This is a genomic window from Sphingomonas sp. jy18 (assembly GCF_056931895.1).
On the sequence record NZ_JBXPBT010000002.1, the window covers coordinates 76398 to 98058 of the forward strand.

Sequence of the window (21661 nt, forward strand, 5' to 3'; positions counted from 1 at the left end):
GGCTGACAGGTATCATGATACCCGTCAAGCAACCCGCGCAGCGCTTGACTTTGCGCGCTGTCGCCGCCATTGGCCCCTGCATTCGCCGCCCCGCAGCCGCCGGGCGGCGCTGTTCGTTTACGGGGCTTTGCCCCACCACGCAAAGGAGCACGCCCCCATGAAGGCGCTCAGCAAGATGACCCAGTCGGCAACGCCGGCCACGGTCGAGAAGAAGTGGGTGTTGATCGACGCCGACGGCCTGGTCGTCGGGCGCGTCGCCACCATCGTCGCCAACATCCTGCGCGGCAAGCACAAGCCGAGCTTCACCCCGCACATCGACTGCGGCGACCATGTTGTCATCGTCAATGCGGAAAAGGTGCGGTTCACCGGCAACAAGCTGAAGAACAAGACCTATTACAAGCACACCGGCTATGCCGGCGGCATCAAGGAAGTGACCGCCGACAAGGTGCTGGGTGGCCGCTTCCCCGAGCGCGTGCTGGAAAAGGCCGTCGAGCGCATGATCCCGCGCGGCCCGCTCGGTCGCCAGCAGATGCGCAACCTGCGCATCTATGCCGGCGGTGAGCATCCGCATGGCGCGCAGAACCCTGAAACACTCGATGTCGCGGCGATGAACCGCAAGAACAAGGTGGGTGCCTGATGTCCGACACCGTCAACACGCTCGCCGACCTCGGCGAAATCACCAGCGGCGGCGATGCCGCGCCGGTCAACACCAATGCACCGGTGCCGCTGCGCGAGCAGCAGCTCGACAAGCATGGCCGCGCCTATGCGACCGGCCGTCGCAAGAACGCCATTGCCCGCGTCTGGCTGAAGCCCGGCACCGGCAAGATCACGGTCAACGGCCGCGATCAGGCAGTCTATTTCGCGCGCCCGACGCTGCGTCTGGTCATCAACCAGACCTTCGGCATCACCGCGCGCGACGGCCAGTATGACGTCGTTGCCACGGTCAAGGGCGGCGGTCTTTCGGGCCAGGCCGGTGCGGTCAAGCACGGCATCGCGCAGGCGCTGAGCCGCTATGAGCCGTCGCTGCGCAGCACGGTCAAGGCCGCCGGCTTCCTGACCCGTGACAGCCGCGTTGTCGAACGCAAGAAGTTCGGCAAGGCCAAGGCTCGCAAGAGCTTCCAGTTCTCGAAGCGCTAAGGCGCTCGATCCGCTACCACAGGCGGTACCAAGCGGCCCCGGAGCGATCCGGGGCCGCTGCTGTTTCGGGCGCGCGCCATGGCCCCTGCGGATAACCGAATGTTGACGCGCCCATGCTAGCCCCCGGCGCATGCATCGCTCTCCCCCCCACATGGCAGATGCTGGCACCCGATCGTGCGCTGCGTCGGTCGCGCCGACTGTCGGCGAAGCGGCGGACATGGCCAGCGGCTACGCGCCCGCGTCGGTCGTGCTGGGCTTCGATGTCGGCGCGCGCCGCCTTGGCAAGCTGGTGCTGCCGTTGCTGCGCCGCTCGGTCCCGCTTTCCGACGCGCTGAATGGCAGGCACAGTCCGCTGCCGCCCTTGCCTGCGGGCGTCGAGGGCTACCAGTTGCGCGCGTTGCCCGAGGGCGAAGCTGCGGTCTGGCAGGATCATGGCCGCCTCATCCCGTGGGTACGGCAGCGCTATGACCGCAGCTATACCGACCTGACCATCGGCTTCGATGCCTGGTTCGCCGGGCTGTCCTCCTCGACCCGGCAGGGGCTGCGGCGCAAGGCGCGGCGTTTTGCCGAGCAAGGCGGCGGCCAGCTCGATGTGCGTTGCTATCGGACTGCGCCGGAGATGGCCGAGTTCTTCGCCATCGCCCGCCAGATTTCGGCGCTCAGCTATCAGGAGCGGCTGCTCTCGGCCGGGTTGCCCGGCGATGCCCTGCCGCACATGCAGGCGCTGGCGGCGCGCGACAGCGTGCGCGGCTTCCTGCTGTTCCTCGCTGGTCGCCCTGCCGCCTATCTCTACACGCCCGCGCAAGGGGATGTGCTGCTCTACGCCTATCTGGGCTACGATCCCGCGCTCGCCGATCATTCGCCCGGCAGCGTGCTGCAGCTCGAGGCGTTTCGCCTGCTCATGGCCGAGCGGCGCTTTGCGTGGTTCGATTTCACCGAGGGCACCGGCCAGCACAAGCAGAGCTTTGCCAGCGGCGCGATTGCCAGCGTCGACATGCTGCTGCTGCGGCCGACGATCACCAACCGTGTGCGGCTCGGTGCACTGGGCGCCTTCGATGGCGCTGTCGCCATCGCCAAGCAGGCGGTCGAGCGGACGGGTATTGAGGGAGTGCGCAGGCGGTTGCGCGGATGACGCGATCCGCAATTTCGCTAATGACAACTATTCGCAAATAATCTACCCCGCAGCCGAATCGATATTTTTGGCTGTGGAGATCTCACTTGGCCCGACCTGCTACCCGCCTGTTCCTGACCAAGGCGCACCTCATCATCGCTGCTTTCGTGTTTCCGGCCATCGCCATGTTCCTGGCAACCGGCGCGCTCTACACCTGGGGCAATACCGGCGAGGTGATCGAGACCGAGCATGTCATCCAGCTCGACGCCCCGCTGGCCAAGGATGAGGATGCAATGCTCGCGCTGGCCACGCGCGAGCTCGCGCGGCTCGATCTTTCCCCGCCCAGCGGCAAGGACCGGATCCGCTCGATGGGCGACAGCTGGACCTTCGAATGGAGCGGTGCGCAGCGGGACATCACCATCGCGCCGGGGGAGAGCGCGAACCAGGCGGTGCTGACGGTCAAGGAGGCGAGCCTGCACCGGCTGTTCGTGCAACTGCACAAGGCGAAGGGCTCCACCCTGTTCAAGGTCTATGCCAGCGTGCTGGCCGCTGCGCTGTTGCTGCTGGTCGCCTCCGGCCTTGCCATCGGGATCATGGTTCCGGCCTTCCGCGGCCTGACCATGTGGACCAGTGGTGCCGGCCTGCTCGCTTTCGTCGGCGCGGTGGCGCTGGGCTAGAGCAAGTCGAGGCTGCCGAGCGCCAGCGCCTGACGGGCCGGGCGCTCGGCCATCACCGCGAACATCTCGTCGCCGCGTTCGGTGCGTTCGACGGACATGGAGGCGAAGACCGCCATGAAATAGCCGCTGAGCGCGCCGACGCGGTAGTCGTCCCACAGCGCGTCCGCGTCCGGCGCCACGCCGGCCGCACGCAGGCCTGCGAGCCAGCGCTCGAAGCAGCCGCGTTCCTCGCGTGCCCGCTCGGCGGGGTCGGCAAAGCTGGTGCCGACCAGATAGGCAAGGTCTGTCGCGCCATTGCCTGCGCCGACGGTCTGCCAATCGACAATCCAGCATTCCGACCCGTCTGGCGAAAACAGGATATTGTCGATGCGCAGGTCGGCATGGGTCAGCGACCGGGCGCTGGGCGTGCGGTCGAGATAGGCGTCCAGCCGCTCGACGATGCCCGCGCCAAGCGCAAGACAGTCGGCGTCGAGCCGGCGTGCATAGCGCTCGCGAAACGCTTCGAACATGCCGGGGAACAGCGCGCGGATGATCGGGCGGTTGTCCTTCTGCAGCCAGGCGATCCGGTCGAGTTCGGGGCTGTTCCACAGTGGCGCGTGCAGCGCCGCGGCGGCGTCGATGGCGACCGCCAGCGTGGCGGCATCGGCCCCCTTGAGCTGGTCGCCCTGCCGCGCCGGCGCGCAATCGGCGAGCAGCAGCAGGAAGTCGATGCCATTGTCCTCGATCGCGGCGAAATGGCAGTGGGGGCGCGGCACCGGCACCCGGTCCGCCAGCTCGCGGTACCAGCTCACCTCCAGCACATAATTGCCGAGCCGCTGCGCGACATCGCGGCTGGCGGGGTCCAGGCTCGGGCATTTGGCGATGACGGTGGCGGGCGCGTCCCCCCGCTCCGCCCAGTCGAGCGTCAGCCGGTAGCTGTCGCACATCTGCCCGGTGCCGACCGGCGCAACGGTGAAACCGCGCAGCGCCGCAGCGGGGCGGCCCAGCACGTCGGCCAGCCAGGCGGGTGCAATGGCATCGGGATGGGTCGGGATCATGCCGGTACGGCCGGGTCGAACAGGCCGGTCAGCCCGGCACCGGCGTGCGGCCCGATGAACAATTGTTCGACCACGCCGCGCCCATGGTGCACCGCGCCGTCATGCTCGAGCACCGCTTCGGCGATGGCCTGGATGTGCATATTGCCCATGTCGTTGTCGGCGGCGGACGCCAGATCGATGGTGTCATAGGCGAGCTCGAACGCGCCATGATCTTGGCCATGGCCCCACAGCGGGTGGGTGTAGCCGAGCCCATTCATGTAGAAATGCCCGCGCCCGTTGCTGCCCTCCGGCGAGACCGGAGTCAGCGTCAGCCGCGTCGCGGGGCCGAGCTGGCATATCGCTCGCCTGATGCGGCGGGTGCCTGGTTCCCAGTCGTAGGCGATGTCGGGCGCCTCGAAATCCTGTTCCTCGCCCCGCTGACCGCCATCCGTCCACAGCACGCTGCGCCGGTTCCACGGCAGACCGGCGGCATCGTCATTGGTGTGGAGGTAGACCGAGTGGCCGGGGAAGTTGCACGGTGTCCACAGCCAGAAGAATTGCGGCATCGCGCCGGAGACGCTCTGCGGCGCCGGTTGCGGATCGGGCTTGCCGACCGGGCGGATACCCCAGCTGCGGTCGCGCGTGCCGGTGACGTCCGTGCCGATGGCGTGGCGGGCGCCGGAAACATCGATCCAGCCCGACCAGCGGCCATTCTGGGTCATGCGGGTATAGTCCATCCACAGCCGCACGCCGACTCGGCGGGTGAAGCGCGGTTCCTCGATCGGGAAGTGGCGCCCGGTGAAGTGCAGTTCGGCGGCGAGCGGCGAGGCGTCGTTGGGCGCCACCCGCAGCGTCACGGCGTTGAGCGGAACGTCGATCGAAACCGAGATCGGGCCGACCTGCATCGCCATCCGTTCCCCGTTCAGCCGGGCGGAGACGCGCAGATTGTGCTGCACCCCGTCGAGCATCACGCAAAAGGCGCCGTCGATCACGTCGAGTGCGGGGTAGACACCCATCGCGGCGGCGAAGAACAGCCGGCCGTCGGGCGAATAGCCATTGTAGAAGAAGCGGTCGTAGAAATTGCGATCTGTAACCAGCGCCACTGGCTCAGGCGTCTGGTGCAGCGGATATTCGTCGCCAGCCGTCAGCATCGCGGCTCTCCCTCCATCCCCGCCCGGCTGTTGTCGCCAGTGCGTTGACGCTTACGGTAACGGAAAGGCGGGGCAGTGCAATGGGGCTCAGCGGCGCGCCGCGCGAAGCCGGGCGACCATCTCGGTCACCTCATCCTCGCCATAGGGCTTGGCGAGGCGCGGCGCGGCGTTGAGCTCGGAAGGCAGGCTGGTTGCCCGGTCATAGCCGGTGCAGATGGCGAAGGGCACGCCATCCGCCTGCAGTTGCGCGGCCAGTGGCAGCGATGTCTCCCCCTTCAGATTGAAATCGAGCAGGGCGATGTCGGGCTTTATCGAGCCGAGCAGCGCCAGCCCTTCGCGGACGGTGGAGGCGCTGCCGATCACCTGGCAGCCGGCGCCGGTCAGGATATCCTCGAGATCGAGCGCGATCAGCGGTTCGTCCTCGGCAATAAAGATGGTGGTCCCGGCGATGAGATTGCGGCCCGCTTCGGCTGGCGCGGGCGTATCGGGCTCGGCGGGACGGACGGTGCCGGCGGCCGGGGCGGTGGCGAGCGGCGCTGCCACCGCCGACTGGATGCTCGACAGCGGCACCGCCATCCTGACCTGCAGCCCGCCCGGCTGCCAGTCGAGGTCGAGCGTACCAGCGAAACTCTTGACGATCGTGGCGTGGATCACCGTCGAGCCGAAGCCGCGGCCACGGGGGGCGTTGACGGGTGGCCCGCCACTTTCCTGCCAATCGAGGTCGAGCCGGTCTTCGACCAACCGCCAGTCGATGCTGACATGGCCGCCATGGCAGCTGAGTGCGCCATATTTGGCGGCGTTGGTGGCGAGTTCGTGCAGCACCATTGCCAGCGACTGGGCGGCCGCCGGGCGAAGGTCGAGCCGTGGCCCGCCGAAGCTGCAGCGCGTCGCATCGGCGCCGCAATAGGGGGCGAGCTCATCCTCGACCAATGTGCGCAGGTCGACACCGCTCCAGCGATTGCTGGCGAGCAGCGCGTGGGCGCGCGCCAGGGCGGCGATGCGGGCGGTAACCGCAGTGCGATAGGCATCGACTGTCGAGGCGCGGGTCATGTTGGCGACCGACTGGACCACCATCAGCAGATTCTTGGCGCGGTGGTCCACCTCGCGCGCCAGCAACAGCTCGCGCTCCTCGGCGCGCTTGCGCTCGCTGATGTCGATGATGCTGCCGACGAAGCCCGAGACGTGGCGTTGGCCGTCGACGATCGGGCTGTAGGACACCAGCGCCGATCCGCGCAGCCCCGTCTGCAGGTTCTCGCCCGCAATCTCGATCGCCTCGCACGGCTGGCCGGCGAGCAGCGCGGGCTGCATCGCGCGCAGCGCGGCGACCGTCTCATCGGGCAGCATATCTTCGATCATCCGCCCTTCATGCGCCTCGACCGGCAGCGCGTTCATGTCGGCGAGGTGGCGGTTGACGCGCTTGAAGCGGAAATCGGTGTCGAACAGCGCGATGCCGATCGGCACCGCATCGACCATCGCATCGGCCTCCGCCGCGCGGGCCAGCGCCAGCGTGCGGTCGTCACCGAGCAGGGCGGCGACCGAGGACGGGCGCACCTCATGCACCGTGCCGCGCAGTACCACCGGCTTACCATCCGCGAACTCGACGATGCCATTGGCCTCGATCAGCCGTTCGACCCCGCTGACGGCGTTGATTACCCGGTAACAGGCGGCGTAGCGACCGTCGCCATCTGGATCGAGCGCCATGCGCACCGACGCCTCGGCCATGGCGCGGTCATCGGGGTGGAGCGAGGCGGCCCACAGATCGTAGGTGACCGGAACCGCAGGATCGATGCCCCAATAGTCATAGAGCTGCGCGTCCCAGACGACTTCGCCGGTGCGGACATCGTAGCTGTGAAAACCGAACCCCAGCCGCGCCAGCGTCTCCTGCTGCTGCTGGACTGTCATCGGCGTCGGATTCGGCTGGCCCTGTTCCAGTCGTGGTGCGCCGTCGCCCAAGCCCATCGGTCATCTACCCCCTTGCAGCACCCGCATGGCGGTAAGGAGTCCGCTGCAACAATCACCGCATACGCTTTGCGGCGGCGTTGGTTCCATCGACCTGCCGGCGAGATGGCACGTTCCGCGCCGCCCGGGTTCGGGCGCGCCCGCTCAGGCGCTGGCGTCGGGCTTGGCCTTGGTCAGCGCTGGGGGAGTTGGCGGGGCGGACGGCTGGGCAGGGGGCGGGGTCGACCCGGTCGCTGCGGCACCCGACACCAGGTTGTCGAGTGTCGATCCGTCGAAGCCCAGTTCCTTCATCAGCCCGTCGATCACCGGCGCCTGCGCGCGATAGCGCAGCGCGGCAGCGACGGCCGAATTGGCCAGATTGCCGTCACCCGGGCCTGCGCCATTGCCGACATTGGCCATTGCACCGCCGCCGCTGATGCCATCGACCTGGACGATGCGGATCGAATCGATAGCCTCCATCGGCTTGGCGGCTTCGCGAACCAGATCGGGCATGACTTTCAGCAGGGCGAGCTTGGTCTGCAGGGAGACCTGATCGGACGACAGCAAGTTGGCCGCCTCGTTGATCGCCCGCTGACCGGCCGCCTCGACCTCGAAGCGCACGCGTGCGGCTTCCGCGCGCAGCTTTTCCGCTTCGGCCTCGCCTTCGGCTACCGCGCGCATGGCTTCGGCGCGGTCGGCCGCGGCCTGCTTTTCCGCTTCGGCCTGCACCTTGACGCTGATCGCTGCCCGTTCCGCCTCGCGTGCGGCGTCGATCAGCTCGATGCGCTTCTCACGCTCTGCCACCTCGGTCTCGCGCGCGGTGGCGACGCGTTCCTCGGCAGCCACCGCCTCGGCGCGGGCCTGATCGGCCTCGGCTCTCGCCTGGCTTTCCTCGCGGCTCTTGTTCTGCACCGCAATCTGCTGTTCCTGCCGGGCGATTTCGACTGCCTGCTCCTGGGCAATGCGGGCCTGCTGGATCGCCCGGTCCGCCTCGATCTGCGCGGAATCGGTCTGCTGCTTGGCGATGATGCGGGCCTGATCGGCCTCGCGCTGCCGCTCGGCCTGTTGCTGGGCGACTTCAGCCGCCTGCGCGGCCCTGCGCACTTCCAGCTCGCGCTCCTGTTCCAGCCGGGCGAATTCGGTATCGCGACCGATCAGGAAGGTCTGCCGCGCCGCCTCCAGATTCTTCGCCTCGATCTGCACCCGCGTATCCTGCTCGATGTCGTTGCGCGCCTTGCGGCGCAGCTCGATCTGCTCGGTCAGTTTGGTGAGACCCTCGGCATCGAAGGCGTTGTTGGCGTTGAAATGCTCGATGCTGGTCTGGTCGAGACCGGTCAGCGAGACCGATTCAAGCTCCAGTCCGTTCATTGCGAGATCGGCGGAAGACACCTGCTGCACCTTCTGCACGAAATCACTGCGCTGTTCGTGCAGCTGGTTCATGGTCATGCCGGCCGCGACCGAGCGCAGCGCATCGACGAACTTGCCCTCGACCAGCTCCTTCAGCGCTTCTGGGTTCATCGTGCGCAAGCCCAGCGTTTGCGCGGCGGTGGCCAGCGCCTCACGGTCGGGACGGACGCGCACGTAGAATTCCGCTTTCACGTCGATGCGCAGCCGGTCCAGCGTGATCAATGCGTCGCCATTGCGCCGTTCCACCGCCAGCCGTACCGTGTTCATGTTGACCGGCATCGTTTCATGGAAGACCGGCAGCACCAGCGCGCCGCCGTTCATCACCACCTTCTCCCCGCCGAATCCGGTGCGCACGAACGCGACTTCCTTCGACGCCCGCTTGTAGAGGCGGGCGATGATGATGCCGATCACCAGCAGCGCGATGAAAGGCATGCCGATGGTGACCAGCAGGGTACCGCCGGTTTCGATCAGTTCGTTCATGGAAGACTCCATTCGGGGGGATGATAGGCAACGACGCGAAAAATCTCGCCCTGCCGCTGGACCAGGATCACTTCCTGCCCCTCGGCATAGCCAAGCGCGGGATCGACCGGCTCCACGAGCACATTGTGGCGCTGGCCATGCGGATCGCGGACGGATGCGCGCGCGGGCGATCCGGCACGTGCCTCGCCCACCGAAATGGTGCCGACGAGGCCGGTCAATCCGTCGAGCGAATAGGCCGTCGTCTCATCCTGCGGCAGGATGCGCGCCAGCCCGCGTGCGACGATGCCGGTGGCAGGGAGTGCAGCCACCAAGGCGGCTGGCACGGCGATCAACGGCAGCAGCGCGTCGCCCAGCAGCGCATCGGCCAATTGCTGGCCGACAAGCCCGATTACCCCGAAACAGGCGAGAAAGGCGACGATCACAACCAGCAGCGGCACCCGGCCAACGCCAAGCCAGTCGAGCCACTGCACACCGCCGGTGTCGGCACCGATGTCGATGTCGATCATGCTCGCGCCAAGTCCGATGGCTTCGGCCAGACCGACCAGCAGCATCAGTCCGAGCGCTGACGTAAAAAATACCGACTCGGGAGCCAGTAATTGGGCGACCATGCGATTCTCCTTCAGCAGAATCTAAATGGCGCCCGGGCCGCGTCAATCGAAACCGGACGGGCTTCTAGACATACACCGCAACACCCTGTCCGCCGACACTGACGAGCTGCCGGTCGCTGTTCCAGATCATCATGTCCTGCGCGGAAAAACCGCGTTGCACCTGGCGCGTTTCACTCAGCAGCAGCCACCAGCCGTCTTCCGTTTCTGGATGGTCGGTCAGGAAATGCTGGATCCATGTGCTGCTGGATACCGGGCCGAATTGGGTGAACAGCGGCATCGCCGCGGGCGGCAGGGCGTCGGCGAGCGCGAGCAGGGCGATGTGCGCGGCGCATTGCGGCGGGTCTATCCAGCGCACCCAGGTGAGAATGCGGCCCTCGCTGCGGCCATGGCCGAAGCCGCGCCCGGCATGCGGCCGCATCTCGAACTTCATTGTGAAGGGCGGTCGCGCCGGATGTTCGGGCACCACCTCCAACGCGTCCGGCTCGCGGATGTCGGGCACCGGCACGACGGCATGATCGACGTGGCTGTCGCGCGGCGACAGAAAGGAGAAGACCGCGCTGGTGCCATGGCCGCCCGACGATTCCAGATCGGTGGCGATGAAGCGGCTCGAGCGGGTCTCCCGCAAGCCGCGCGCGCGCACCGCCACCTCCCCGCCCGCCGGCCCGACGAAGCTGACCTGCGCGGTGCGCAGCGGTGCATCGCCGGGATGGGCGCGCAGCGCGGCATCGAGGCTGATCGCGGAGGTGATGCCGCCGAAGGCGGTGCGTCCCTGCATCCAGTCCGGCCCGATGGCATAGGCGCGCGCGCCATCGGCATCGGTGCCGGTCGCAAGCAGTTGATCGAGGGTGGTCGGGGCGGGAGAGTGGGTCATGGTCTTCCTTTTCCCCGCCTGTTCAAGGGGGGCAGGGTTGGGGCGAGTGCAAGCGAGCAGTTGTCACGGCGCTACCCGCCCCGTTGCGACCAGGGTCAGGACCCTAGGCGGCGGGCTGCCAAGTCTCACTGCCCCTCCCGCAGGCGGGAGGGGTGGGGGCGCTACCCCTCTACCGTGAACGTCAGCCCGGCATGCTCTTCCAGCCGCTCGACCAGCTTGCGGCCGAGCAGGGCGCCCGGAGTGGTGACGCCGCCGGGGGCCTGGCAATCGATCAGCGCGATGCCGGTTTCGGCGAGCATCTTGGAGGTCGAGCCGTAACCCGGGTCCTTGTCGCCCTTGACCGACAGCCGCGCGGTGCGTCCGTCCGGATATTCGGCGATGAACAGGACATCGTAGAAGCCGGCGTCGCGCTCTTCCTTGGTCGGGCCTTCGCCCGGCTTGGGATCATCGGGCGTGCCGATCATCGGGGTGGAGGCGACATGCTTGGCGGTCGCCTCGCCGGCTTCGCCCGGGCCGGTCAGCATCATCTCGTCATAGACGAAGTCGGTGCCGTAGAGATGGCCGAGCAGCGCGTTGGTGCGGTGGACATTCTTGGTGTTGATCACCGCCATGATGAAGCTGGTCGCCCAACTGCCCAGCGCCTCGTCATATTCGGGCTCGTTGCCGGGCGGTTGCGGCGCGCCGACGAAGCCGGGCGTCAGGCCGAAGGGGCTGGCCAGCGTCTGGATGATCGACGGGTCGGTACGTGCGGCGGCCATGGTCGCCTTCAGGCTGGCCGCGGTGCCGCCCGAGAATTTGCCCTGCATCGACCGAACCCGGCCCTTGATGCGCGGCGCGGGACCGCCGAAACGCTCGATGCATTCGAGTTGCAGCATCAGCACGCCCAGATCGAACGGGATCGAATCGAAGCCGCAGCTGAAGGTGATGTGCGCGCCGCTGGCCTTGGCCGCGGCATGATGCGCGTCGATCTTCTGGCGCATCCAGCCGGGCTCGCCGCACAGATCGGCATAGCCGGTGCCGTTCTTGACGCAGGAGGCGACCAGTTCGTTGCCATAGAGCTGATAGGGGCCGACGGTGGTGACGACGACCTTGGTCGCCGCCGTCATCGCGTCGAGCGAGGCGGGGTCGCTGGCGTCGGCGACGACCAGCGGCGTATCGGTGGGCGCGCCGATGAGATCGCGTACCTCGGCCAGCTTGTCTGCGCTGCGGCCGGCCATCGCCCAGCGCGGCGCATCGTCACGCCCGGCATAATGCTGGTGCAGATATTCGGCGACAAGCCGGCCGGTATAGCCGGTCGCGCCATAAACGATGATGTCGAATTCACGTGGGTCGGCCATCAGCCTGCTCCTGCTGCGGGGTGGTCGGTGGCCTGGCGCGCCGCTTCGGCCTTGCGGCGTTCGCGATAGGCGTCGAAGCTGAACCGCTTCTGGTCATAAGCGAAGAGGCAGAAGAATCCGCCGGCAATCGCGACATTCTTCATCGCCATGATCGCCTGCATCGGATCGGCGAAATCGCGGTGGAACATCAGTGCGGTCAGCAGGCAGAAGCCGGCGAGGAGGAAGGCCCACAGCCTGGTGAACAGGCCGAGCGCGATGCACAGCCCGCCGATCAGCTCGAACAGCCCCGCAGGGATCGCCAGCGACGGCGGCAGTCCGGCGGATGCCATATAATTGCCGACGCCGATCGGATCGGCCAGCTTTTCGGCGCCGCCCAGAATGAAGATGAGCGCCAGCAGAACACGCCCGACGACGGCAAACAATCCCGACAGCATGATGTTTCTCCCCTCTTTCGCCCCCGCGATGCCCGCCATCTTGCGTTACAACCGTGGCAGAGTCACCCCGCGCTGGCCCATATATTTGCCTGCCCGATCGGCATAGCTGGTCTCGCACGGCGCTTCGCCCTTCAGGAACAGGAACTGGCAGGCGCCTTCATTGGCATAGATTTTGGCGGGCAGCGGGGTGGTGTTGCTGAATTCCAGCGTCACATGCCCCTCCCATTCGGGCTCCAGCGGCGTCACGTTGACGATGATGCCGCAGCGGGCATAGGTCGACTTGCCAAGGCAGATCACCAGCACGTCGCGCGGAACGCGGAAATATTCGACCGTGCGCGCCAGGGCAAAGCTGTTGGGCGGGATGATGCAGCAGTCGGTCTCGATATCGACGAAGCTCTGCGGATCGAACGCCTTGGGGTCGACCACCGTCGAGTGGACGTTGGTGAAAATCTTGAACTCGCGCGCTACCCGCGCGTCATAGCCATAGGAGCTGAGGCCATAGCTGATGCAGCCTTCGCGCCGCTGCGCCTCGACGAAGGGCTCGATCATGCCCTGCGTCGTCGCGGCTTCGCGTATCCATGCGTCCGATAGGATAGCCACCTTTTCTCCCTCTCCCCTTCACGGAAGAGGTCCGGGGAGAGGGGCCGTCGAACCGGCGCCGCGCTCTCCCTGCCCCTCTCCCGACCCTCTTCCCTGCGGGGCAGAGGGCTTTACCGTCACTCGATTCCAAGATCCCCCGGCCCGAAGGCGCGCGGCAGCAGCTCCGACATGCGGAAGCTTTCCACCGCCGATCCGTCGCCCGAGCTGCAATGCACCACTATGTCGCGCTTTGCCAGACTGGCGGGCTCGTTCAGCATCTGCCGGCAGCGGCCGCAGGGCGTGCAGATAGCCGCGCCCGAAAGCGAGCCGTCCGGGCCCAGCACCCCGCCGATCACGGCGACTTCCACCACCCGGCGCAGGTCGCCGGTGCAGTTGGCGCGGGCCAGCGCGGCCGTCTCTGCGCACAGCGACAGGCCGTAGCTGGCATTTTCCAGGTTGCAGCCGGTGATCACCCGACCGTCATCGAGCAGCAGCGCCGCGCCCACGCCATAGCCCGAATAGGGTGCATGCGCCTGCACGGCGGCAGCGCGCGCGGCGGCGATCAGTGCGTCACGGGTCATCGATTATCCTCATTGGCCACGATCCAGCGCACCGCGCCGTTGGCTCCTTCGATCCTGAGCGCATCATTGGCCTGCCACAATGCCCATTCGCCATCCTCCGGCAGTGGCTCGGCGCGATTGCGGATGATCATCACCGGCCGGTCGATGCTGGCCCGCAGGTCATATTCGGCATCGAAATCGGCGTCGGTGGCGATGATCGCCGCCTTGCCCAGATGCGTCTCGATCTGGTTGAGGAAGGTGGTGAGTTCGGACGTCACCGCCGCCTTGGTCGGCCATCTGTCGCAGCCTTCCTGCCGGTCGAGCCGGATCAGCGGTGGCAGGTCCGCCGGGTTGCGCGCGACCTGGGTGACGAACTCTGCGGTCTGGTCCCAGCTCGGGCATAGCGAGAAGCGGTAGCTGGTGCCGACCGGCAGGCCGGCGGCATGCGCGGCAGCGACAGCGCGGACATAGCTGTGCTTGGTCCCCGCCCCGTCGAGCAGTTCGACATAGGCGAAGCGCGCGCCACCCCGCGCCAGCGCGGTCCAGTCGAGCGGTTCGTTGGCGCTGCTCACCGCCACCCCTTGCACCGGATAGCGCGCGGCATCGGGCCGCCAGTCATGCGCATACCGGCTCCATGCGAACCAGCCGGCCGCGGCCCCGGCCAGCAGCAGCAGCGCGACGAGCAGCAGCGCGCCGCGCCCTTTCGGCGCGGTCGTCGGGGCATTGCGGTCAGCCACGGATGTGCAGCACGCAGATCAGGGTGAACAGGCGCCGGGCGGTATCGAAATCCAGCTCGACCTTGCCGGCCAGCCGCTCGATCAGCAAGTCGGCGGCCTCATTGTGAATGGCACGACGCGCCATGTCGACGGTCTCGATCTGGTCGGCGGTGGCGGCGCGGATCGCCTGATAATAGCTGTCGCAGATGGCGAAATAATCGCGGATCGGACGGCGGAAGCGGCCGAGGCTGAGGATCAGCGTTTCGAACGGGCTGTCGTCCGCGCGCAGGATGGCCAGCACCAGCCGCCCTTCCTGCACCGACAGGTTGAGCTTGTACGGCCCCGCATAGCCATCGCCATGATCGCGCAACGGCCTGAAGCTGTTGTTCTCCAGCAGGTCAAACATCGCAATGCGCCGCTCCTGCTCGATATCGGCATTGCGCCACAATATCGTCGCGTCGTCGAGCGTGATGGCAATGATGCGATGGTCGGACATGGTCCCCCCTCCTTTGCCGTCCGCAGGGAAGGGGTGCAAGGGGGCGGGGTGTGCGGAGTGGCGAAGGTGTGCGTAAACCGCGTTTCGCGCAGAGGCGCAGAGGAAGCAGAGACCGCAGAGAAGAAACTTCTCCCGCGAAGCGGCTCTATCTCGTTCTCGCGATTGACGCAGCGGGCGCGACGTAAAGCGGCTTCGCCGCATAGCGCCGCATCTCTGCGGTCTCTGCTTCCTCTGCGCCTCTGCGCGAAACGAATTCAGCACGGCAGTCGCAGGCGCGCGCGCCCCGCTCGCCCCGCCATCCCCCGCAAAATGCCGCCTGTGGATAACTCCTGCTTGAGCTGAGCGGCCGGCTCGGCGAAGGATGCGCGCATGGCCACCATCATCGATTTCGATACGACTCAGCCCACCAGCGGCAAGCGCGCTTTGCCGTCCAACATCGAGGCGGAGGCGGCGTTTCTGGGCGCGTGCCTGATCGACAATCGCGTGCTCGAAGACCTGCCGGTACCGCTGACGCCCGACCATTTCTTCGAGCCGCTGCACGGCCGCATCTTCGCCAAGCTGAGCGAGGTGGCGGGCAATAATCTGCTGGCCAATCCGGTGACGCTGAAGCCCTATTTCGAGGGTGACGAGGCGATGAAGGCGATCGGCGGGGTGGGCTATCTCGCGCTGCTGACCGGTTCCGGCGCCAGCCTGATCGGCGCGCGCGATTTTGCCCGGCAGATCCACGATCTCGCCATGCTGCGCGCGCTCGTCGATGTCGGTCGGACGCTGGTCGAGACCGCGACCGACACCAGCCAGTCGATCGAACCCAAGAAGCAGATCGAGGAAGCCGAGACCGCGCTCTACAAGGTGGCGGGCGGCGATGCCGAGCTGGGGCAGGCGCGCAGCTTCGGCGCGGCGGCCAAGGTGGCGATCAAGAATGTCGAAAAAGCGCTGAATTCCGGCGGTAGCCTGTCCGGCGTCACCACCGGGCTGACCTCGGTCAACGCCAAGATTGGCGGCTTGCACAAGTCCGACCTTCTGATCCTCGCCGGACGCCCCGGCATGGGCAAGACCTCGCTCGCCACCAACATCGCCTTTGCCGCCGCCGACCGCTGGAAGCGGGACAAGGATGCGGGCATTCCCGATGACAAGAATATGGGCGCGCCCGCCGCCTTCTTCAGCCTGGAAATGTCGGCGGACCAGCTCGCCACGCGTATCCTTGCCGAACAGTCGGGCATCAGCTCGGAATCCCTGCGCATGGGCCGCATCAGCCATGCCGATTTCGACAATCTCTCCGCAGCGGCTGCGCGGCTGAACGAGCTGCCGCTCTATATCGACGACACGCCGGCGCTGACCATCGCGGGCCTGCGCACCCGCGCGCGGCGGCTCAAGCGCCGCTATGACATCGGCTTGATCGTCGTCGACTATCTGCAACTGCTGCAGGGTTCGTCCAAATCGGGCGACAACCGCGTGCAGGAAATCTCGGAAATCTCGCGCGGACTGAAGACGCTGGCCAAGGAGCTCGACCTGCCGGTTATGGCGCTCTCCCAGCTCTCCCGTGCGGTCGAAAGCCGCGACGACAAGCGCCCGCAACTCTCCGACCTGCGCGAATCCGGATCGATCGAACAGGACGCCGACATGGTGCTGTTCGTGTTCCGCGAGGATTATTATCTGCAGGCCAAGGAACCCAAGCGCCCGGTCGAAGGCGACGACGTGAAGGTGTTCGACGATCACGCCAAATGGCTGATGGACTATGAGCGGGTGCAGGGGATTTCAGAACTGATCGTCGCCAAACAGCGCCATGGCGCGACGGGCAAGGTGCGCCTGCACTTCGAGGCGCGGACGACGAAGTTCAGCGATCTGGCGGATGATCGCTGGGCGGCTTATGAGGATGATTGATGCTTGAGGCTGCAAGACCCTAGCCGTCATTGCGAGCGCAGCGAAGCAATCCAGTGTTGTGTAGCGCCGCACTGGGTTGCTTCGCTGCGCTCGCAATGACGGATATGGGGACGTGTAGATGAAGCAGCCGTTTGTCTACATCGTTGTGAATCGTCGAAACGGGACGCTTTACGTTGGCGTAACGTCCAATCTCATTCAGCGTATTTGCCAACATCGCGAGGGCACGTTCGACGGCTTCGCCAAGCGTTATGACTGCAAGATGCTTGTCTGGTATGAACCCGCCTCGACCATGGAACATGCCATTGCGCGGGAGAAACAGATCAAGGCAGGATCGCGGGCGAAGAAGCTGGCGTTGATCGAGGCGATGAATCCGCAGTGGCGGGATTTGTTCGGGGATATCGTCGGGTAAGTTCCCAAGTTCGTCATTGCGAGCGGAGCGAAGCAATCCAGAGTTGGCGTTAACCGCCCTGGATTGCTTCGCTACGCTCGCAATGACGAAGTGGTGGACGGTACCCGGAGCACCTCACCCCCGCCGCAACCGCGCCATGAAGAACCCGTCTGCCCCGCCAGCCTCGGCGAGCATCGGCGGGGTCACCCGGAGCCAGCCTCCGTCGGCCACGTGCATCCCGGACGGCACTTCGGCCGGCTGGATCGCATCCACCCGCCACCACGGCTGGCGCTCGAGGAAGGCCGCGACCTGCGCCTCGCCCTCATCCGGCTCGAGGCTGCACACCGAATAGACCAGCGTGCCGCCCTCCGCGACCGCGCCTGCCGCCGCGTCGAGCATCAGCGCCTGATATTGGGTGCGGTTGGCGATGTCGCCTGCGTCGATGCGGTGGAGGACATCGGGGTGGCGGCGGAAGATGCCGGTGGCGCTGCAGGGGGCGTCGAGCAGCACCGCGTCCCACTCGCGCTCCGGCGGCAGCGCGCGGCCGTCCCCGTGCAGCGTTTCTGCCGAGAGGCCGACGCGGGCGAAATTCTTGTCGAGCCGCTCCAGCCGCCGCGCCGAGGCGTCGAGCGCGGTGACCCGCCAGCCTGCCGCCGCCAACTGCATGGTCTTGCCGCCGGGCGCGGCGCAGACGTCCAGCACCGTCCGTCCCTCTCCGGCGCCGAGCAACCGTGCGGGCAGGGCGGCGCTGATGTCCTGCACCCACCAGGTGCCTTCGGCGAAGCCGGGCAGCTTGGCGACATCGCCGCCGCGCGGCAGGCGGACATGGCCGGGCATCAGCGATTGGCCGCCCAGTCTCTCCGCCCATTCCGCCGTGGCCGCCACATCCTTGATGGTCAGATCGAGCGGTGGCGCGGCGGCGAGCGCGGCGCTGGCGCCAGCCAGCATCTCCGCGCCCCAGGCCGCGCCCCAGCGTTCCGCCACGGCGGCGGGCAGGGTGGGCGTGGCGGGCAGTTTCGCGCCGTCACGCATCAGCGTGCCGAACACGCCATGCACCAGCCGGCGCGGGCCGCCATCGACCAGCGGCAGGCAGGTGTTGATCGCCGCATGCGGCGGCGTGCCCAGCACTAGCGCCTGCACCAGCGCGATACGCAGCACCGTCCGCGCCTTCACGTCGGGGGCGAGCAGCTGTTCGGTGGCGCTGTCGATCAGCACGTCGAGATCGACCAGATGGCGGCAGACTTCGGCGGCGATGGCGATGGTCAGCGCCCGGTCCGACGGGGGCAGGGCGCGGGTGACATTGGGCGCGGCGGCATCCATCGGCTCTCCGCGCCGCAGCACGGCATCGAGCAATTTCAGCGCAGCCAGCCGCGCGGGCAGGCCGGGGGTGTTGGCAGGGGTGGGCATGGGGGCGGCGGTAGAGGGAAATGCGCGGGGCGGCAATGTTGCCCGCTCCCGCAGGCGGGCGGCGTTGAACCTCTCCCCCTGCGGGAGAGGATAGACTTGGCTTGGCAGCTTGCTGCCTAGCAAGTCTTGGTGAGGGGGGCGGTTTACGCCGGCGTCAGTGTAAACCGCCCCCCTCTCCAAGTTTCGGTAGCCAGCAAGCTGGCAACCTCCACTATCCTCTCCCTCAAGGGGAGAGGTGCTTTGGGTGCCTACCCCAACGGATCGAGGGCGCTGCGCCGCCGCGCTTCGCCTTGGACCGGGGCACCCATCTCCCCCGCCAGATCCTGCAGCGCGGCGATCCGCTTCTCGGTCGCGGGGTGGGTGGAGAATATTTCCGACACGCCCACCGGCACGATGTAAAGCTGCGCCGTCGACGGGTTGGCGAGCGCGGCGTGCGGGGGCATGGCCTTGGCCGGGCCGGCGATCTTGGCGAGCGCGCTGGCCAGCGCCAGCGGGTTGCCGCTGATCTCTGCGCCGAGCGCGTCCGCACCATATTCGCGGGTGCGACTGATCGCCATCTGCACGATCATCGCCGCGAAGGGAGCAATGAACACGGCGAGCAAGCCGGCGATCGCGCCCGAGCGGCTGTCCCCGCGGAACAGCAGGCCGAAGTTGGCGAGCATCGAGATGGCACCGGCAATGGTCGCGACCATCGTCATCACCAGCGTGTCGCGGTTCTTCACATGGGCGAGTTCATGCGCCATCACCGCCGCCAGCTCGTCGCGGGTCAGCATGCGCATCAGACCTGTGGTGGCGGCGACGGCAGCATTTTCAGGATTGCGGCCGGTGGCGAAAGCGTTGGGCGCGTTATCCTCGACCACATAGACCTTTGGCATGGGCAGGCCGGCGCGCTGTGCCAGCCGCTCGACCATCGTGTAGAATTCGGGCGCGCTCGCCGCATCGACCTGCCGCGCATTGTGCATGCGCAGCACGATCTTGTCGGCATTCCAATAGGTGAAGAGATTCATCGCCACCGCAATGGCGAAGGCCAGCAGCATGCCGCGCGGGCCGCCCAGCGTGAAGCCGAGCGCCATGAACAGCGCGGTCAGCGCGGCCAGCAGCATCGTCGTCTTGAAACCGTTCATCAAACCGCTCCAAAACCCCTCCGCCCACCGATATGGCGATGACGTCTGCCCCCTTCAATATCCAGCACTGGCCGCCTATCTTCGCAGCCATGAGCAGCACCCTTCCGGACTCGGCCGACAGCATCGGCGGCACCCCGCGGGCCCGCACCCGCCCGGCGCATGTCCGCGCGCCTGCCGGCTGGGTCAGCGATGGCGGCCCGCCCGAGCCACAGGCGGTTCCGTTCGAGGGGCAGGAGATCAAGGGTCGGCCCGATCCGGTCCGCTACGGCGACTGGGAGCTCAAGGGCATCGCCATCGATTTTTGACGGCACCGGCGCTGCATTTTCTCTGCGCCCGAATTTTGCCGAATATTGCTATTTTCCCGCGCAAACCGCTGGCTGCACTGCACCATGCCCCCTCCGCTCTGATAGGAAGCGGTCAGGAGAATGCGCATGACCAGTACCGTAGAACCCGTCCCCGAGTCTGCCGCGTCGGCGCCGCAGGCCGGAGTGGCCGCGATGGAATCGACGACCGCAGCCGAGCCGTTGCCCGAGCGGGTCTATCGCCACCGCCTGCCGGTGCGCCTGTGGCACTGGGTCAATGCGGTCGCGATCATCACCCTGTTCATGAGCGGGCTGATGATCTTCAACGCGCATCCGCGCGCCTATTGGGGGCATTATGGGGCCAACGCCGCCGGCGCGCCCGACCCGGCCTGGATAGAGATCGGCCCCAACGCCGCAGGCAGCGGCGAGATCCGCTTCCCCGGTCTTGGCATCACCATCCCCACCGACGGCGTGTTCGGGCGTGCGGAGGATGGCGATGGCGTCTCGCGCAACCGTGCCTTCCCTTACTGGATGACCTTGCCGCAGACCTATGAGCTGGCGGCTGCGCGCGGGCTGCACTTCTTCGCGGCATGGTTCTTCGCCTTCGGCTTCCTGTTCTTCTTCCTCTGGGCGATCTTCTCCCGCCATGCCAGCCGGGACCTGACGCCTGCACTCAAGGAATTGTCGCCCAAGCATCTGCTGCACGAGGTGGTCGAGCATGCGCAGCTCAAATTCCCCACCGGGCTGGCGGCGGCGCGCTTCAACACCTTGCAGCGGATCAGCTATTTCGTCGTCATCCTTGTGTTCGTGCCGACCATGATCCTGACCGGCCTGTGCATGTCCCCCGGCATGAACAGCGCCGCGCCGTGGCTGATCGATCTGTTCGGCGGCAGGCAGTCGGCGCGCTCGATCCATTTCATCATCTGCTGGTCGCTGTTCGGCTTCGTCATCGTCCACCTCGTCATGGTGGTGCTGGCCGGGCCGGTGAACGAGATCCGCTCGATGATCACCGGCTGGTTCAAGCTGCCGCCCGAGCGCAAGCCCGCCGCCGACGTCGAACCCGTTACCGAAGGAGCCGCCGCATGAGCATCATCACTACGCGACGTGCGCTGGTCGGCGGCATGGCGGTCGGTTCCGGGATGTTGCTCTCGGGCTGCGACGGCAACAGCGATTTCATCCGCGGTGTCGATCCGCTCAACATGCGGCTGCATCGCCTGATCGCGGGCGACAACGGCCTGGCGCGCGAGTTCGCCTATTCGGAGCGCTCGCCGGTGTTCAAGATGAACGGCAACACCATGCCGGCCTCGCCCGCCTATCAGGCGCATCTGGCCAACAACTTTGCCGACTGGCGGCTGGTGGTCGACGGGCTGGTCAGCCGCCCGCTCGCCCTGTCGCTCGCCGATCTCGCCCGCATGCCATCGCGCACGCAGGTGACCCGGCATGATTGTGTCGAAGGTTGGAGCGCGATCGGCGAGTGGACCGGCACGCCGCTCGGCAGCATCCTGCGCATGGCGGGCTGGAAGCCGGAGGCGCGCTATGCAGTGTTCCACTGTGCCGACGATTTCGATGGCAATCCCTATTATGAATCGATCGACATGGTCGATGCCTTCCACCCGCAGACCATTCTGGCCTGGGGCATGAACCGCGGCCGATTGCCGGTAGGCCACGGCGCTCCTCTGCGGCTGCGCGTCGAACGGCAGCTGGGCTACAAGCAGGCCAAATATGTCATGCGCGTCGAACTGCGCGACCGCCTCGACGATCTCTATCTCGGCAAGGGCGGCTATTGGGAGGATCACCACGCCTACCAATGGTATGCGGGGATCTGACCACGGCCGTCAGCCGACTCGCGTCACGCGAACGCCGAGAGGCAATCCGGAGCAATTGACGCCGACTTGGGATTGATTGGCCTGCGACCACCTTCGGCCCCGCTGCGACCGCAATGACGTGCGACGGCGATGGCGACACCGGATCGCGTCTGGAGCGATGCGAAAAAAAGAAAGGCCCGGATGCGCGTAGCATCCGGGCCTTTGCTGTTCCGGTT

23 protein-coding genes are annotated in these 21661 nt (G+C 66.9%); 9 read left to right on the top strand and 14 right to left on the bottom strand.

What is annotated here, in order from left to right; translation table 11 throughout:
- Nucleotides 1–157: 157 nt before the first annotated feature.
- The 4 genes from rplM (at nt 158) to AC0QC4_RS05525 (ending at nt 2925) form a co-directional block, all read left to right on the top strand.
- Nucleotides 158–637, top strand: a complete 480-nt coding sequence (gene rplM, locus AC0QC4_RS05510; protein WP_483658734.1) for a 50S ribosomal protein L13 — start codon at nt 158–160, stop codon at nt 635–637.
- The gene (rpsI, locus tag AC0QC4_RS05515; protein WP_483658735.1) at nt 637–1137 is read left to right on the top strand and encodes a 30S ribosomal protein S9; all 501 of its coding nucleotides are present in this window, start codon (nt 637–639) and stop codon (nt 1135–1137) included. Before rplM ends, rpsI begins: the two co-directional genes overlap by 1 nt.
- Before the next feature lie 151 nt (nt 1138–1288).
- Nucleotides 1289–2269: a GNAT family N-acetyltransferase gene (locus tag AC0QC4_RS05520; RefSeq protein ID WP_483658736.1), complete on the top strand. Its 981-nt coding sequence runs from the start codon at nt 1289–1291 to the stop codon at nt 2267–2269.
- 86 nt (nt 2270–2355) lie between these two features.
- A complete protein-coding gene (locus AC0QC4_RS05525) occupies nt 2356–2925 on the top strand; it encodes a hypothetical protein (protein WP_483658737.1) in 570 nt (189 codons plus the stop codon).
- Here the strand turns inward: AC0QC4_RS05525 and AC0QC4_RS05530 are convergent.
- The 12 genes from AC0QC4_RS05530 to AC0QC4_RS05585 all read right to left on the bottom strand — a co-directional run bounded on the left by AC0QC4_RS05530 (nt 2922) and on the right by AC0QC4_RS05585 (nt 14518).
- Complete coding sequence (locus AC0QC4_RS05530; protein WP_483658738.1) at nt 2922–3962, bottom strand: aminoglycoside phosphotransferase family protein; 1041 nt, start codon at nt 3960–3962, stop codon at nt 2922–2924. The two genes, AC0QC4_RS05525 and AC0QC4_RS05530, sit on opposite strands and share 4 nt — an antisense overlap.
- Nucleotides 3959–5092: an Rv3169 family protein gene (locus tag AC0QC4_RS05535; RefSeq protein ID WP_483658739.1), complete on the bottom strand. Its 1134-nt coding sequence runs from the start codon at nt 5090–5092 to the stop codon at nt 3959–3961. The genes AC0QC4_RS05530 and AC0QC4_RS05535 overlap by 4 nt, the downstream gene beginning before the upstream one ends.
- 87 nt (nt 5093–5179) lie before the next feature.
- The gene (locus AC0QC4_RS05540; RefSeq protein WP_483658740.1) at nt 5180–7051 is read right to left on the bottom strand and encodes an HWE histidine kinase domain-containing protein; all 1872 of its coding nucleotides are present in this window, start codon (nt 7049–7051) and stop codon (nt 5180–5182) included.
- Nucleotides 7052–7195: 144 nt separating this feature from the next.
- Complete coding sequence (locus tag AC0QC4_RS05545) at nt 7196–8869, bottom strand: flotillin family protein (protein ID WP_483659330.1); 1674 nt, start codon at nt 8867–8869, stop codon at nt 7196–7198.
- Between the two features lie 44 nt (nt 8870–8913).
- The gene (locus AC0QC4_RS05550; RefSeq protein WP_483658741.1) at nt 8914–9525 is read right to left on the bottom strand and encodes an OB-fold-containig protein; all 612 of its coding nucleotides are present in this window, start codon (nt 9523–9525) and stop codon (nt 8914–8916) included.
- Between the two features lie 64 nt (nt 9526–9589).
- Nucleotides 9590–10396: a thioesterase family protein gene (locus AC0QC4_RS05555; protein ID WP_483658742.1), complete on the bottom strand. Its 807-nt coding sequence runs from the start codon at nt 10394–10396 to the stop codon at nt 9590–9592.
- 161 nt (nt 10397–10557) lie between these two features.
- On the bottom strand, nt 10558–11733 hold the full coding sequence (locus tag AC0QC4_RS05560; RefSeq protein WP_483658743.1) for a saccharopine dehydrogenase family protein: 1176 nt from the start codon (nt 11731–11733) through the stop codon (nt 10558–10560).
- The gene (locus AC0QC4_RS05565; RefSeq protein WP_483658744.1) at nt 11733–12167 is read right to left on the bottom strand and encodes a DoxX family protein; all 435 of its coding nucleotides are present in this window, start codon (nt 12165–12167) and stop codon (nt 11733–11735) included. The genes AC0QC4_RS05560 and AC0QC4_RS05565 overlap by 1 nt, the downstream gene beginning before the upstream one ends.
- Nucleotides 12168–12212: 45 nt before the next feature.
- Entirely contained in the window at nt 12213–12767 is a 555-nt protein-coding gene (gene dcd, locus AC0QC4_RS05570; protein WP_483658745.1) for a dCTP deaminase, read from the bottom strand.
- A gap of 116 nt (nt 12768–12883) precedes the next feature.
- Nucleotides 12884–13327 carry a cytidine deaminase gene (locus AC0QC4_RS05575; protein ID WP_483658746.1) on the bottom strand — a complete coding sequence of 148 codons (444 nt, stop codon included), beginning with the start codon at nt 13325–13327 and terminating at the stop codon, nt 12884–12886.
- Nucleotides 13324–14043 carry a glycoside hydrolase family 25 protein gene (locus tag AC0QC4_RS05580; protein ID WP_483658747.1) on the bottom strand — a complete coding sequence of 240 codons (720 nt, stop codon included), beginning with the start codon at nt 14041–14043 and terminating at the stop codon, nt 13324–13326. The genes AC0QC4_RS05575 and AC0QC4_RS05580 overlap by 4 nt, the downstream gene beginning before the upstream one ends.
- Complete coding sequence (locus AC0QC4_RS05585; RefSeq protein ID WP_483658748.1) at nt 14036–14518, bottom strand: UPF0262 family protein; 483 nt, start codon at nt 14516–14518, stop codon at nt 14036–14038. Before AC0QC4_RS05585 ends, AC0QC4_RS05580 begins: the two co-directional genes overlap by 8 nt.
- A 369-nt stretch (nt 14519–14887) precedes the next feature.
- Between AC0QC4_RS05585 and AC0QC4_RS05590 the strand changes: the two genes are divergently transcribed.
- Both AC0QC4_RS05590 and AC0QC4_RS05595 read left to right on the top strand, forming a co-directional pair.
- Complete coding sequence (locus AC0QC4_RS05590) at nt 14888–16399, top strand: replicative DNA helicase (protein WP_483658749.1); 1512 nt, start codon at nt 14888–14890, stop codon at nt 16397–16399.
- Between the two features lie 118 nt (nt 16400–16517).
- The gene (locus AC0QC4_RS05595; RefSeq protein ID WP_483658750.1) at nt 16518–16808 is read left to right on the top strand and encodes a GIY-YIG nuclease family protein; all 291 of its coding nucleotides are present in this window, start codon (nt 16518–16520) and stop codon (nt 16806–16808) included.
- A 114-nt stretch (nt 16809–16922) separates the two neighbouring features.
- On the opposite strand, the gene AC0QC4_RS05600 is transcribed toward AC0QC4_RS05595, so the two are convergent.
- Nucleotides 16923–18194 (bottom strand): RsmB/NOP family class I SAM-dependent RNA methyltransferase, encoded by a 1272-nt coding sequence (locus tag AC0QC4_RS05600; protein ID WP_483658751.1) that lies wholly within the window; start codon nt 18192–18194, stop codon nt 16923–16925.
- Between the two features lie 248 nt (nt 18195–18442).
- Complete coding sequence (locus AC0QC4_RS05605; protein ID WP_483658752.1) at nt 18443–19318, bottom strand: M48 family metalloprotease; 876 nt, start codon at nt 19316–19318, stop codon at nt 18443–18445.
- An 89-nt stretch (nt 19319–19407) separates the two neighbouring features.
- Between AC0QC4_RS05605 and AC0QC4_RS05610 the strand changes: the two genes are divergently transcribed.
- From AC0QC4_RS05610 to AC0QC4_RS05620, 3 genes are all read left to right on the top strand, one after another.
- Entirely contained in the window at nt 19408–19623 is a 216-nt protein-coding gene (locus tag AC0QC4_RS05610; protein ID WP_483658753.1) for a DUF1674 domain-containing protein, read from the top strand.
- Between the two features lie 126 nt (nt 19624–19749).
- The gene (locus AC0QC4_RS05615) at nt 19750–20706 is read left to right on the top strand and encodes a cytochrome b/b6 domain-containing protein (RefSeq protein WP_483658754.1); all 957 of its coding nucleotides are present in this window, start codon (nt 19750–19752) and stop codon (nt 20704–20706) included.
- The gene (locus AC0QC4_RS05620) at nt 20703–21446 is read left to right on the top strand and encodes a molybdopterin-binding protein (RefSeq protein ID WP_483658755.1); all 744 of its coding nucleotides are present in this window, start codon (nt 20703–20705) and stop codon (nt 21444–21446) included. The genes AC0QC4_RS05615 and AC0QC4_RS05620 overlap by 4 nt, the downstream gene beginning before the upstream one ends.
- The last annotated feature ends 215 nt before the right edge of the window (nt 21447–21661 follow it).